This is a genomic window from Bacteroidota bacterium (assembly GCA_018692315.1).
Taxonomy (GTDB): Bacteria; Bacteroidota; Bacteroidia; order Bacteroidales; family JABHKC01; genus JABHKC01.
This window is the reverse complement of the sequence record JABHKC010000021.1, coordinates 23498-38126: the sequence shown is the minus strand read 5'-3', so window position 1 is coordinate 38126 and position 14629 is coordinate 23498. Positions and strand designations below refer to the sequence as shown.

12 protein-coding genes are annotated in these 14629 nt (G+C 32.2%); 11 read left to right on the top strand and 1 reads right to left on the bottom strand.

The features are described 5' to 3' along the window. The first annotated feature begins 310 nt into the window (after positions 1-310). The 11 genes from HN894_01605 to HN894_01555 all read left to right on the top strand — a co-directional run bounded on the left by HN894_01605 (position 311) and on the right by HN894_01555 (position 12261). Positions 311-1474, top strand: a complete 1164-nt coding sequence (locus HN894_01605) for a hypothetical protein (protein MBT7142004.1) — start codon at positions 311-313, stop codon at positions 1472-1474. Between the two features lie 468 nt (positions 1475-1942). Continuing rightward, positions 1943-2614, top strand: coding sequence for a class I SAM-dependent methyltransferase (locus HN894_01600; protein ID MBT7142003.1), 672 nt, complete (start codon positions 1943-1945; stop codon positions 2612-2614). A gap of 206 nt (positions 2615-2820) precedes the next feature. Continuing rightward, complete coding sequence (locus HN894_01595; protein MBT7142002.1) at positions 2821-3291, top strand: hypothetical protein; 471 nt, start codon at positions 2821-2823, stop codon at positions 3289-3291. A 356-nt stretch (positions 3292-3647) separates the two neighbouring features. Further along, complete coding sequence (gene thrS / locus HN894_01590; protein ID MBT7142001.1) at positions 3648-5603, top strand: threonine--tRNA ligase; 1956 nt, start codon at positions 3648-3650, stop codon at positions 5601-5603. Between the two features lie 42 nt (positions 5604-5645). Continuing rightward, the gene (locus HN894_01585) at positions 5646-6209 is read left to right on the top strand and encodes a translation initiation factor IF-3 (GenBank protein MBT7142000.1); all 564 of its coding nucleotides are present in this window, start codon (positions 5646-5648) and stop codon (positions 6207-6209) included. Between the two features lie 154 nt (positions 6210-6363). Further along, positions 6364-6561 carry a 50S ribosomal protein L35 gene (gene rpmI / locus HN894_01580; GenBank protein ID MBT7141999.1) on the top strand — a complete coding sequence of 66 codons (198 nt, stop codon included), beginning with the start codon at positions 6364-6366 and terminating at the stop codon, positions 6559-6561. Between the two features lie 101 nt (positions 6562-6662). After that, entirely contained in the window at positions 6663-7007 is a 345-nt protein-coding gene (rplT, locus tag HN894_01575) for a 50S ribosomal protein L20 (protein MBT7141998.1), read from the top strand. Between the two features lie 228 nt (positions 7008-7235). Continuing rightward, positions 7236-7949 carry a 4-hydroxy-tetrahydrodipicolinate reductase gene (dapB, locus tag HN894_01570; protein MBT7141997.1) on the top strand — a complete coding sequence of 238 codons (714 nt, stop codon included), beginning with the start codon at positions 7236-7238 and terminating at the stop codon, positions 7947-7949. Between the two features lie 14 nt (positions 7950-7963). Continuing rightward, positions 7964-9757: a signal peptidase I gene (gene lepB / locus HN894_01565; protein ID MBT7141996.1), complete on the top strand. Its 1794-nt coding sequence runs from the start codon at positions 7964-7966 to the stop codon at positions 9755-9757. 660 nt (positions 9758-10417) lie between these two features. Beyond that, the gene (lepB, locus tag HN894_01560) at positions 10418-11374 is read left to right on the top strand and encodes a signal peptidase I (GenBank protein ID MBT7141995.1); all 957 of its coding nucleotides are present in this window, start codon (positions 10418-10420) and stop codon (positions 11372-11374) included. Positions 11375-11448: 74 nt separating this feature from the next. Continuing rightward, positions 11449-12261, top strand: coding sequence for a universal stress protein (locus HN894_01555; protein MBT7141994.1), 813 nt, complete (start codon positions 11449-11451; stop codon positions 12259-12261). 140 nt (positions 12262-12401) lie between these two features. Here HN894_01555 and HN894_01550 read toward each other — a convergent pair whose 3' ends face one another. Continuing rightward, complete coding sequence (locus tag HN894_01550; GenBank protein ID MBT7141993.1) at positions 12402-14003, bottom strand: SUMF1/EgtB/PvdO family nonheme iron enzyme; 1602 nt, start codon at positions 14001-14003, stop codon at positions 12402-12404. Positions 14004-14629: the final 626 nt, after the last annotated feature.

The window sequence follows — 14629 nt, the reverse complement described above, 5'->3', positions numbered from 1 at the left end:
TCGTGTTTTTCAAAGGAAGCTATACATTAGAGCCAAGCAAAGGAAGGAAAGCGCACAAGGTGTTACGCCAACACCCATACAGTACATTTGTGAAAGGCAAATGGCTGTTAGACTTGGAAAAGTATGCTCGTTTGAAAACCCTTGCGAAAGCTCAATGAAGAACTCTATCGGTAAGCCGTATGAGGGAAAACTTCACGTACGGTTTGATGAAGGGGTACTGATAGTCTAACTAATTTTATTATCTTTGTAGAAAAAAAAATATGAATAGGCTATCAGGCTCTACTCTACGCTGGTATTTAAAAGAAAAAAAATGAGCGACTATAATCCAAAAAAGAAAGGTTTATTAACAAGATTCGTTGAATTATATACTTCGATTAACATTCTAAAAGACTTAATAAAGCAAATTGATAATGGAAAATCATATCTAATAATTCCTATTATTGGTCAATTGCGTTCATTGTTGTGTGAAAAAAGCTCAAAATCAAAATCACTTTTAATCGACATTGCAGAAATCTTAGATTATCAAACAGAATTTTATTTTATTGAACAAAATATAATTACAATAGACTCAGCGAAAGGACTTGTCTTTGGAGTTACACCTCCTATTTTATCTGTTGAAAAGCAAGATTTTAATCAAAAGAAGACAAATCTTGATGAATATTTAAAGAAAGAGCTAATACAAATAGAAACAAAGTATTATTCAATTGAAGACCTGATAAAACTATTTTCAAATAAATTAGGCGGCTCACATTATTCTCTTTCCATAGCTGAACCAGAGGAAGAATTACTAAATAAAAATATTGGATTTGGAAACACAAGAGTTTTAGAGGAAATACTCCTAAGGTTATCAAAAATAGTTCTTGAAATCGGAATTAGATTTATTCGTAAATATTCGGAATTTGATTTTTATTTAGGGCTGTATATCCCTGAACAAAGTTTTGAAAATGAATTTAATCCTATCGTTGACTATAGATTGAATAATAATACATCACGGCTTTCATTTGGTGCTGCCAAAAATGGTAATTACTTTATTTCTTTACATGATTTGTCATTTAGGAACATTCAATTTACAAGTAAGAACAAAATCAGTTTTAACACAGAATTACGACTAAATTTTTATCACGAAGTCACAGACGAATTTAAATCAGTTATAAAAATCATCGAGAATGATAAAGTAATAATAGAAGAGGAAACTTATCAACCAATATTCCTACTAAATGAATTTTGGGAGTATGAATCCGCCATTAATAGGCTCATTGATTCAAAACAAAACGGATGTAACCTTGCAATAAAAGCATTTACAATTTACAATAATGCAAAAAGGGATAAATCCAAGATTGATTATTTAAATGAGATTGGTGAATACAATAAAAACAAAACCTACACTTGGTATCGAGAAAATGAGTATTGTATTTCTGAACCAGGAACAAATGACTTTAAAATATTTGGAGATTTAGAACGAAAAGAAATTTAATAGAAAAACACCAGCTAATCGAGTAGGCGGCTGATGGCAAAATAGCCGCCAGTGCACCTCTCACAGCTCTGCTGAGCCTGCCGAAGTGCCACTAAGCGTACGGGTCTCGTACTTAGCGGTTCATTCAGCAAAAGAAAATTTGAGTTGATGCTCAGAAGGAAATCTCTCAGGCTTGGGATTCTAGTTAAAAGACAAAAACACTTTGCGAGCAAACAGAATTCTTATATTTTTGCAATGGATTTTTAATTTAGATTAATGAATATCAAAGTCAATCAATATTAGAGCATGAACCAATTAAAACAACTGAAATATACACACATGTATTAAGCACAAAGTTCAATGATATTGCTAATCCTTTCGATGATATGGATATTTAAAACAAAAAATAATAATAAAGAAATAAACGGAATTTTCTGTTTATACCAATGTTAGCCGCAAGCAGGACGAAACTCCTAACACAAATGATAAATGGATAAAAATATTGATATAGAGAAAGCTAAGAATTCTTGTTCTGATTACTATGATAAAGAACATCTTGATTACTTTAACCAATATTCCGATGAGTTGATTAAGAAACCTTATGACAAAGATTTTTTAGACCGATTCATTTTATCGATTAAGCAAAAAGGAAATATTTTAGATATTGGATGTTGTTCAACAGCTCAGCAAGCTAGATATTTTAGCGGTAAGGGATTCAACGTAACAAGCATTGATTTATCAAAAAATTGTATTCAAACTGCAAAGCAAAAATTTTCTAAGATTGACTTTCGACAAATGGATATGACCGAGATGGAATTTGAGATAGAATCCTTTGACGGGATAAATGCTTTTTATTCGATTATTCATATCCCAGATGAAAAACTAAATGGATTATTTGCCGATTTTAATAAAATGATTAAAATAAACGGAAAGATTGCAATTACAGTACATGCAGGAGATTTCTATGGATACTTTGATGAAAACGAGACTCCAGTATTTTACAGAACATACACGCAAAATGATTTAAAAGGATACCTTGATAAATATGGATTTAAAATTATTGAGATTAATCAAAGACAACCAATGTATGATTTTGAATTTCAATCTGAAAGAATATATTTGATAGCAGAAAAGATTAAAAATATGAATGCCAGCGGCTAACACTTAAGAATATAAATACAGCGAAAAACTACTGAGCCCCGATCAAAAATCGGGATTGAACTAAACGCCGAAGACATCAGATATATTAAAAAATTGATTATGAATACAATAAATTTATTACGATTACTCAATAATTTTCTCGAAAAAGCTACACTAAAAACGTACCTTTGGATTTTTATTTAATTTTTAATAAAATATTTAAAACCATGAAAAAAATTATTGTACTATCTGTATTACTGTTTGCATCCTGTATAATTGTAAATGCACAAAATGATGAAAAAGAAAAAGATGCAATCAAAAAAGTTATTCAAAGTGCATACATTGACGGACTTATAAACGATGGCGATGAAAAGGCTGTAAGCAATGGATTTCACCCGGGCTTTAGTTTGATTGGAATAGGGCAAGGAAATTCTATGTGGAACTATCCTATTTATAATTGGATTGAAAACATGAAAATTGACAAAAAAAATGGCAAACTACCCAAAAAAGATGAAGATAGAGTATCCATAAAATTTTTGTATGTAGATGTCTCAGGAACCGCTGCAAGTGCCAAAATTGAATTTTATGTTGGCAAAGAATTAAAATATATTGATTATTTATCATTATATAAATTTGAGGAAGGATGGAAAATTGTGGGTAAAATATTTTACGAATTTCCAGCGGAAAAGAAAAAATAGTTGTCTGGAATGAAAGCATTTATCAAAAAATAAGTAAGCCCACAAATTCACGGATTAAAAAAATCTAATCTGTAAATATACAGTAATTTTTCACTTTATTAATTTGTCACATTATTTATTGAGCTATGAGTAGTAAATATAAAAACCTACTTCTGTTGTCATTATTAGCCGGATCTGTATTTGGTATTATCGAATATTTCTTGTACGAAAACTTACTCAAATCAATTGTTTTCGGCTTTATTTTCGCAGCAATCATTTTTATATTCAACTGGTTTAAATTAAGGAGAAAAAGAAAATAATTGTTTTGCTTTTGGAAGCAGAAAATATATATCTTTGCCGGCTTTAAAAATTTTTAGATGAACGAATTAATAAAAATAACATTTCCTGACGGAAACATTAAGGAATTTCCTTCAGGAATAAACGGAATAGATATAGCCAAAAGTATAAGTTCAAGGCTGGCAAAAGAAGTTATTGCCGTTTCTGTGAACGCCGAAATATGGGATGCAATGCGTCCAATAAATTTTGATACCACAATAAAACTACATACATGGAACGACGATGAAGGAAAACATGCTTTTTGGCATTCGTCGGCACATTTAATGGCTGAAGTTTTGGAACATTACTTCCCGGGAGTAAAATTAGCCATCGGACCAACTATCGACAGAGGTTTTTATTATGATGTAGATCTTGGAGAAAATACAATTTCGGACAACGATTTTGCGAAAATTGAAAATAAAATGCTCGAACTTGCAAGACAGAAGCAAGAATATATTCGTAAAGAAATTTCGAAAAAAGAGGCATTAGATTATTTTGAAGAAAAAGGTGATGAGTATAAAGTTGAGCTAATCAGCGAACTCGAAGATGGAACCATAAGCCTTTATACGCAAGGAAATTTTACCGATTTGTGTAGAGGTCCGCATCTGCCAAATACAGGATTCATAAAAGCTGTGAAGCTTACAAGTATAGCCGGTGCTTATTGGCGTGGAGACGAAAACAGAAAACAACTTACCAGAGTTTATGGGATTTCGTTTCCGAAGAAAAAATTTCTGGACGAATATCTCGTGATGCTTGAAGAAGCTAAAGAACGAGATCATCGTAAAATTGGTAAAGAATTAGAACTTTTCACTTTTTCGCAAAACGTAGGACAAGGATTACCTCTTTGGTTGCCAAAAGGTGCAATGCTTCGCGAACGATTAGAAAATTTCCTTAAAAAAGCACAAAAAGCTCATGGCTACGAACCTGTGATTTGCCCTCATATAGGACGAAAAGAACTATATATAACTTCCGGGCATTACGAGAAATATGGAAAAGATTCGTTTCAGCCAATTTCGACTCCTGCCGAAGGAGAAGAATTTTTGCTAAAACCAATGAACTGCCCGCATCACTGCGAATTGTACAAAGCTAAACCGCACTCTTACAAAGAATTGCCTATTAGGTATGCAGAATTTGGAACTGTTTACAGATATGAACAAAGCGGCGAACTTCACGGTCTAACCAGAGTAAGAGGATTTACTCAGGACGATGCACACATTTTTTGCCGCCCCGACCAGCTAAAAGACGAATTTATTAAGGTAATTAATATTGTATTATACATTTTCAAAACATTAGATTTTGAAGATTTTACAACCCAAATATCGCTACGAGACCCAAATAATTCTGAGAAATATATTGGAAGCAATTCTAACTGGGAAAAAGCCGAAAAAGCAATAATGGAAGCCTGCGAAGAGAAAGGCTTAAATACTGTTATTGAGATTGGCGAAGCTGCATTTTATGGTCCGAAACTCGATTTTATGATTAAAGATGCACTTGGCAGAAGTTGGCAGCTCGGAACAATTCAGGTTGATTATAATCTGCCGGAAAGGTTCAATTTAGAATATACAGGGAATGACAATCAAAAGCACCAACCCGTAATGATTCACAGAGCTCCATTTGGTTCTATGGAACGATTTGTTGCAGTTTTGATTGAACACACAAAAGGAAAATTTCCGCTGTGGCTGACTCCCGAGCAGTTCATTTTGCTGCCTATAAGTGAAAAATATAACGAATATTCAAAAAAAGTTTTGGAAGTTCTAAATAATTACGATATTCGCGGCATTATTGATGAGCGTAATGAAAAGATAGGTAAAAAGATAAGAGATAGTGAGTTACGCCGTATTCCTTATTTGTTAATTGTAGGCGAAAATGAAGAAAAAAGCCTGACTGTGTCAGTAAGAAGACAAGGCGAAGGTGTTAAAGGAGTATTTAAGATTGAAGAATTTGCTGAATTAATAAAAACGGAAGTTGAAAAGCAACTTAAACCTATTGAAGATTAATAGAAAATACATTTTATAACTAAAGTATAGGAGGATTTTAAAATAGCAGTTAAGAGATTTAATAGGGGACAAAACAGATTTCCGGAACAGAAATCGAAGTTTTTGATAAACGACAAAATTAAAGCACCGGTTGTTAGAATTGTTGGAGACAATATTGATAATCCTGGAATTTTTTCGTTAAGAGAAGCAATAAAAATTGCAGACGATTTAGATTTAGACTTGGTTGAAATTTCGCCAAAAGCAAATCCTCCGGTCTGCAAAGTAATTGATTATCAGAAGTTTCTATATCAGCAAAAAAAGAAACAAAAAGAAATCAAAGCAAAAACCAGTAAAGTTACTGTCAAAGAAATTAGATTTGGGCCCAATACCGATGAACACGATTTTAATTTCAAATTGAAACATGCCGTAAAATTTCTTGAAGAAGGCTCAAAAGTTAAAGCCTTTGTTTTCTTCAGAGGAAGATCAATAGTTTTTAAAGAGCAAGGAGAAATAATTCTGTTGCGCCTCGCCCAGGAACTTGAAGAGTACGGAAAAGTAGAACAACTACCTAAACTTGAAGGAAAAAAAATGATAATGTTTATTTCTCCGAAAGCTAAAAAGAAATAAATATTCAGATTATCGGATTTCAACCTTAATACATTTATATACAGAATAATCCAAATAAAAATTAATTTATACAAACCGGAGCGAATTAGCCGAAAGAGAACAGTTTTAATTGATAATTATAAGGTTCCGCTATAAGCTCAAAATAGAATTTATTATGCCAAAGATGAAGACATTAGCCGGTGCAAAGAAAAGATTTTCGATTACCGGCACAGGAAAAATAAAGCGAAAACATGCTTATAAAAGTCATATCCTAACGAAAAAATCTAAAAAAAGAAAGAGAAATCTTACTTATTTCACAATAGTAGATAAGGCTGACCTTAATAATATTAAGCAATGCTTAGCCATGAAATAATCTAAAATTTTGTATTAAATAATTAAGTTAAAACCAGAGTGAATTAGCTGTAAAGAGAAACTAAAGATTGTTTCCGCTAATCATTCATAAAACAGTTTATTATGCCAAGATCGGTAAATTCAGTAGCATCAAAGCACAGAAGAAAAAGAATACTTAAAAAAACAAAAGGTTACTTCGGAAGAAGAAAAAATGTTTGGACAGTAGCCAAAAACGCATACGAAAAAGGACTGCAGTATGCATATAGAGATAGAAAAACCAAAAAGAGAAATTTCAGAGGATTGTGGATTCAGAGAATAAATGCAGCAGCCAGATTGCATGGACTTTCGTATTCAGAATTTATGGGTAAAATTCATAAAAATAATGTTGAACTAAGCAGAAAAACACTTGCTGATTTGGCAATGAACCATCCAAAAGCCTTTGAAGCAATTGTGAATCTTGTGAAATAATTAGTGAATCGCAAACAAATTAAGTTTGAAATATTTTTAATGATTCATTATATCCAAAATAAAACTAAAATAAAAGGAAGTGTGAACTTCCTTTTTTTTTGATCAAAGATTTCGACAAAGAAATGTTCTAATCTGGATAGCTAATTTTAGATAACTCTCTAAAATTCAGTCAAACAATTTGATAATCGAAAAAGGCAATACATTTCAAACAACTAAATAATTGATATTATGAATATTGCAATAATTGGCTACGGCAAAATGGGCAAAGAAATTGAGAAACTTGCCCTTGAAAGAAATCACAAAATTGTTGCAAAAATTGATTTTGACAATTTGAATAATCTCAATAAAGACATTATAAAGAATTCTGATGTTGCCATTGAATTTACAAATCCAAAATCGGCTTTCGACAATTATATGAAATGCTTCGAAGCAAATGTACCGGTAGTTTCAGGAACAACAGGTTGGCTATCGAATTACGACAAACTAAAAACTTTTTGCATAGAAAACGAAAAGACTTTTTTTTACGCATCAAATTTCAGCCTTGGAGTAAATATTTTTTTCGAACTTAATAAAAAACTTGCAAAAATTATGGATGGTTTCGAGAACTATGATGTTAGCATAGAAGAAACTCATCACACCGAAAAGCTTGATGCTCCGAGCGGAACTGCCATAACTTTGGCAAACAAAATTGTTTCAGAAATTGACCGAAAAAAATCGTGGACAAGCGAAGGAACTGAGGACAATCAAATTAATATCAAATCATTCAGGCTGGAAAATGTTACAGGAGAACATACAATTAAATATGATTCGCACGTTGATAGCATACAATTGAAACATGAGGCTAAAAATAGAAAAGGTTTTGCTCTTGGTGCAATTTTAGCAGCCGAATTTACTGCCGGGAAAACAGGAATATTTGGCATGGAAGATTTATTAAAACTTTAATTATACTGAGTAAAATGAATAAAAGAAAATCAACAATCACTTCAAAGAAAAAGAAATTTGAATCGGCAAATATTTCGGATAGCTCAACCGCATTTTTCATCGATAGTTTGTTATTAATATTAATATTATCAGTAATAAGTTATATCGCATTTCCTAATTTTACTTTCCCTGGATGGCTAAAATTAGTTGTTTACATAGTTTCATTTTTCATTTATGAAACATTCCTGCTTCTTTTCAACAAAAACACAATTGGAAAATCTTTGCGGCAAATGGCTGTTCGTAGTTCCAGCGATAATTCAAATCCAATAAGTTTTCTAAATATAATAATCAGAACTTCTACAAAATTTTTACTTGGGATTTTTTCGATTATTTTAATGCTTTTCAGTTCAAAATCTACTTCAGGAATTTCAAATCTATTGCACAACAAATTGAGTGGTTCCACAGTAGTGAAAATTGAAAACGAAAAATATAGCAAAATAGCAAAAAACAAATGGCTGAAACTTGGTATAGCTTTGTCAATATATTTGTTGTGGATTGTTTGGCTTACAAACTTTTGGTTAATGTTAGGAATTCCGATTTTATTCGATATTTATGTAAGCAAAAAAATAAATTGGGCATTCTGGAACAAACGCAACGAAAAGAAAAAAAATGTAGCTGTAGAATGGATCGATGCTATAGTTTTTGCAGTAGTTGCCGCCTCAATAATTAGAATATTCTTTATTGAAGCCTACACCATTCCCACTCCCTCAATGGAAAAATCACTTATGGTTGGCGACTATCTTTTCGTAAGCAAAGTGAGCTACGGGCCCAAAGTACCGAACTCGCCGGTAGCTTTTCCATTTGTTCATCACACACTTCCTTTCACAAAACACACTAAATCTTTTTCAGAAATCGTTAGTTGGCCTTATCATCGTTTGGCAGGATTTGGTAAAGTGGAAAGAAACGATGCTGTGGTCTTTAATTATCCTGAAGGCGATACTGTATCAACCGTATTTCAGTCGAACCAAAGCTACTATAGTTTATTAAAAGAATTTGGGCGAAAAGAGGTTTACCGAAATGAAGCTAAATTTGGAGAAATTGTTTATCGACCGGTTGATAAGCGAGAAAATTATATTAAACGATGTGTTGCAATTCCGGGCGACACTTTATACATCGAAAATGGCGATGTCTTTATCAACTCAGAATTACAAGAAAATATAGCGAACAAACAATTTATGTATTATGTTTACACTAATGGTTCATCTATTTCGGAAAGAAATTTCAGCAAAATTGGTATTGCCAAAGATGATATAAATATTGCAGGACATGGGCTCTATGCTATACCTTTGACAGAAGATAAAGTTCAAAAAATAAAAAGCCTCTCAAACGTTGTCAAAGTAGAAAAATACCCACTAAAGAAAGGAAAAGGAGACAAGGATATTTTCCCTCTTAGCAAAAAATACAATTGGAATGTTGATTTTTTCGGACCTCTTGTTATCCCAAAAAGAGGAGTTACTATTGACTTGGATATGAACAACTTGCCTCTTTACAAAAGATTAATTGATGTTTACGAAGAAAATGATCTTGAAACCAAAGCAAACAAAATATTTATTAATGGTGAAGAAATTGATAAATATACTTTTAAAATGGACTATTATTGGATGATGGGAGACAATCGGCACAATTCTGCAGACAGCAGATTTTGGGGTTTTGTCCCAGACGATCATATAGTAGGTAAAGCTGTTTTTATTTGGCTTTCGCTGGATAAGGATAAAAGTCTTTTCGGTGGAAAGATTAGATGGAACCGACTTTTTAATTCTGTAAATTAGATTTTTTGGCTGTAAGATTTTTGGCTTGAAAGTAGTATCTAAATCAAAAGAGATATATAGATTTTTGATAAATATATATTTAGATATTTAAGCTTTATTGTAATGTTGTAGCTCATTAAAAAACCAAAAAAAGGAACTCTTTCTAACGTTAATGTCAATAGATATTTAAACGAAAATAAAATAATTAAAAAAATACTACTAAGCGAATCAACTTAATAATTAAAGTAAAACATACTATTAAATAAAATCTAATATGCGAAATAAAATATTTGACATTTTAATGATAATTCTAATATCAGCAGTCTCACTAGCATTAATTTATTTTGACTTCTTTGAGAAATATTCAGGATTTATAATGATTCCATTTTTAATCTTTTATTATATAGGTCATTATTCTGGCCGAAAATATAATAAAGAATTAAAATAAAAAACAAGCTACAACAAAACCTATACCCAGTAAGGGTTTTGGAGCTTTTTAATAAAGCGAATCGGTAAATAAAGCAAAGTAATAAATATAAAACTTCAGTAGGCAATTTCCCTTTCTGGGCATATCCGGAACGTTCAAGTTCTATCACAATCATAGTTAAAAATCAATCCATTAAATAAGTTATCTATTCCTGGCATGATACAAAATTGTAAATAATTGAATCTCCCAAATTTGTGAAAAAAACAATTCGCGTAATAAAATTTCTATTAATTCTTTTGGTTTTATTGATTTTGATACGAACTTTTGTAGTAGAAATACACAAAATGGACTCAAAAATGATGGAGAAAACCATTGTAGAAGATGAGTTAGTGTATATCAACAAAACTAAATTTGGAATTAGATTCCCAATAACATTACTTTCAGTACCGTTTTTTTCGAATTTATATTCTCCACTTATTCAATTGCCATATTTTAGAATACCCAAATTTTCGGGAATAAATCATAACCATTTGATAGCTTTCAATACTCCAGGATTAAACGACCTTCCTATTGATAAAAAGCCAATTTTAGTAAAAAGATGTGTAGGTCTGCCAGGCGATAATTTACAGATACAAAACAAAAAGGTTTTCATAAACCAAAAAGAAATTGAAAATCCTGTAAATATTCAGCACAATTATAGAATAACTACAAATGGCTGCGACTCAATGCTTTTTACAACTGAAACAATCAGAAAATACGGAATCACTCAAATAAATTTGGTAGCAGAAATTGGCGTTTACGATTTGCCTTTAACCAAAAAAAATGCCCAGAAACTGAAAACCGAACCATATATTATGAACCTTCGAAAAAAGGAAGTAATCAAAGGAAATGGCTTTAATACAATATTTCCGCAAAGTGGATATTTTCATTGGAATAAAGATTATTTTGGAGCTGTAAGTATTCCTAAAAAAGGAGCAACAGTCAGTCTAAACCATAAAAACATATATTTATACAAAAAAATAATTGAGATTTATGAATCAAATTTCTTTGAAATTAAGCAGAACAAAATATTCATCAATAATTCTGAAACCCAGACATATACTTTCAAAAAAAACTACTATTTTGTTTTGGATGATAATCGCGACAATGCAAACGATTCGCGACACTGGGGATTTCTCCCTGAAGATCATATAATTGGTGGAATATTCTAAAACATTTTTCCTTTTAAATTTAATCTGAACGAATAATTAAAAACAATTCAAAATTCTAATTTTCATCAATCATTTTGAAAACAAAAAAAAAGCAAATATTAGTATTGACCGATTTCTCGAAAATAAGCCGCTATGCAGTTGAACATTCAGCATTGCTGGCGAAGATTTTTGATGCAGATTTGAACATTCTATTTGTAAAAAATAAAACCTCTGCCAAAATTTCAGAGAACATTTCAAATATTAGAGCCGAATTGCACGATTACGCAACAGACATAAACAATCAGTTTTTCGTAAAGACTTTTTATTTTGCTCTGGAAGGAAAGTTGGACGAAACGATTCTACAAATTGCCAAAAAAGTTGATGCACTTTTTTTAATAATTGGATACAATAAAAACCATATTAGCACCCAATACAATATTGAAACTGTAGGTCAGATTATCAAAAGTTCTCAGCAGCCGGTTATTGTTATTAAAAACAAGTTATCTGAAAAGAATTTTTATAAAAATGTTATAATACCGCTAAACTTCAATTGCGAAAATAAAGAAAAAGTATCCTGGGCAAACTTTTTCGGAAAATTTAACAATGCAAAAATTATAATTGTTCAAGGCAAAGCCAAAAAACCGGAACAAAAGCAAAAATCCGAAATCAAGCGAAATGAAGCAATAGAAAGTTTGGAAAGAAACAAGGTAGATTATGCTATTCATTCAACAAAAGCAAAAAACAAACATATCGACTTTGCAAGTTTGCAGCAATCAAAAACATTGGAAGCGGATTTATGTTTCTTCTTATTGAACCAAAAACAAGCTATCCTAAATTCACTTTTTCGAGCAAATGAAATTAAACTATTAAAAAGTGAAATAAGTACTTCGCTTATGTTTGTTAAGTAGAACTTACTGGAAAATGTTAATTTCTTTATTATACTTATCCATAAAGCCAGTCATCCAAAGCATATAGACTCTCAATTTAAAAACTTGGGAGCCTTGAATTTTAATTTTTCAGTTGAAGTTATCCGGCAATACCTTTTGCATTATGGTAAAACTATACGAAAACCTACTGTTCTGGAGCTAAAATTCGGATTAGAACCACCACGACTATATACTCTACAATCACTACCACTGCTATACCAACCACCACCACGACGGACTCTGCTTGAGCCTGTTGTTGGTCCGGTCGGATTTTGTGTACTATTAGGATAAGTAGTTTGATACCAATCCTGACACCACTCATAAACATTACCACTCATGTCATACAGACCTATTTCATTTGGTAGTTTTGTGCCTACTGTATGTGTATTATTACCACTATTAGAGCTATACCAGCCATAATTTGCGAGTGATGTTGAACCTGCATAATTATCATTATATGTTCCCGCCGCTAAAGCTTCTGCAGCACCTCGTGCAGCTACTTCCCACTCTGCTTCAGTGGGCAGTCTTCCTCCTGCCCACAAAGCATACGCATTTGCACCGTACCAGCTTACCTCCATTACCGGACAATTAACTGAGCTTGCATAAGTATTATCGTCAAAATAAAAACCGCTACTATTATGGTCTATTGCACAGTTAGTACCCATGTCTATATACTCAATATTGCCATAAACGGGATCATTGAAGCTACCATTTGCATTGCAGCCAATACTATTTAAAAATTGGATAAATTCTGTATGTGTTATCTCATACATGCTCATTTGGTATGAGCTAAGAAAAACAGTTGTGCCATTTATATCGTAAAATCCGGATGGGATTAGAACAAAACCGGGATATACATTTGGAGGATAAATCAGAGTGTCAGCATTGGTAGTTTTTAATTGGTATCCTTGCCCGGGTGCAATATCGCCAATAAGATTGAAACCGTATTGCGGCCAATAAACTAAACCAATTTGATCTTTCACTATTTCAATACTTGGGCTAATTGTATTAAGCATTAAATCAATGGGTGAGGCGTTTAGTCTTAAATATCCTATTATGCTCCAACCCTCAGGGACATGAATAGGTGTTAGTTCGGGAACAAGTTTGGCACCAATAAAACGAAGCGAATCAGTAGTGAAAACTTTTATTTGATAGCCTTCTCCTATTATCATATTTCCAATAAGATTGATGCCATATTGCGGCCAATAAATATTGCCTGAATAATTTTTGACTATCATAAGGTTGTTTTCAATTTCTGCAAAAACAGAATCTAACAATGAATATATTGGGTCAATATATGTAGAAATAATATTCCAGCCGGAATTTAAACTTACATATTGTGTGCTTGCACCATCAGCAATTTCTATTTCAGTTATTCTTTCGCATTGATTTATGTCAGTTACTGTTACTATATATGTTCCTTCTGGTAATCCTGAAATGTCTTCAGAATAATGACCAGAGTTCCATGCAAAAATATAAGGAGGGTCTCCACCTGTAACTGTTAGGTCTATCCAACCATCGCTAAAGCTTTCAAAAGAAACATCGCCTTTTGTGGAGCTTATAGATAGAGAAGTAGCTGGTTGAGTTAATTCAAAGGTGTCAATTAGTATTTGGCTTGCAAAGTCGATAACTGTTAGATAGTACGTATCCATAGGCAAATTATTTAAATCTTCCGATGTTGCCCCATTCGACCATATAAAATTAAAAGGAGGGAGTCCGGTCATTACTGTAATATTAATTACTCCGCTTGAATCGCCATAACAACTGATATTAGTATTATTATAGCTAATTTCAATTTCTGAATAGACAAGCAGTAGAGTTAAGTTGCTATACCCTCCAACAAAAAAATGTGATTGATTTGGCATTCCAGCACTGTATGTAGCTTCGGCATCCCACTCACTTTGGTCAGCAACTCGCCATATCTTCCATTTGAATTCTTCATTTTGTGCAAAACCATTGTTCATACCACTTTGTGTTCCATAGGCGAAAAGTGAAATTTGGCTACCTGTCCATTGTGCGTATCCACCACAAGCAACTCCTCCCGAGTCCAAATCATAAAAAACTCCAATATAATCACCTGTTGAAATCTGAACTCCATTAACGCTTGCAGGGATTGTGTCCTGAGCCAGAATAGTATGAAAAACACCTGTGTTGATGAAAGTCCATGAAGGATAGTTGTTAGCAATTAATACTGCATTTACTTCAACTAATTCACAACCTGGAGCAGCATTAATAACAATGTCATAATAACCAATTGGGTTATTGACCGGGACAAAAAAACTTGCATCAAATTGACTGTTATAGCTATTATTGTTTGTGTAATTAAACACCAAATTGCTAATAATATTTG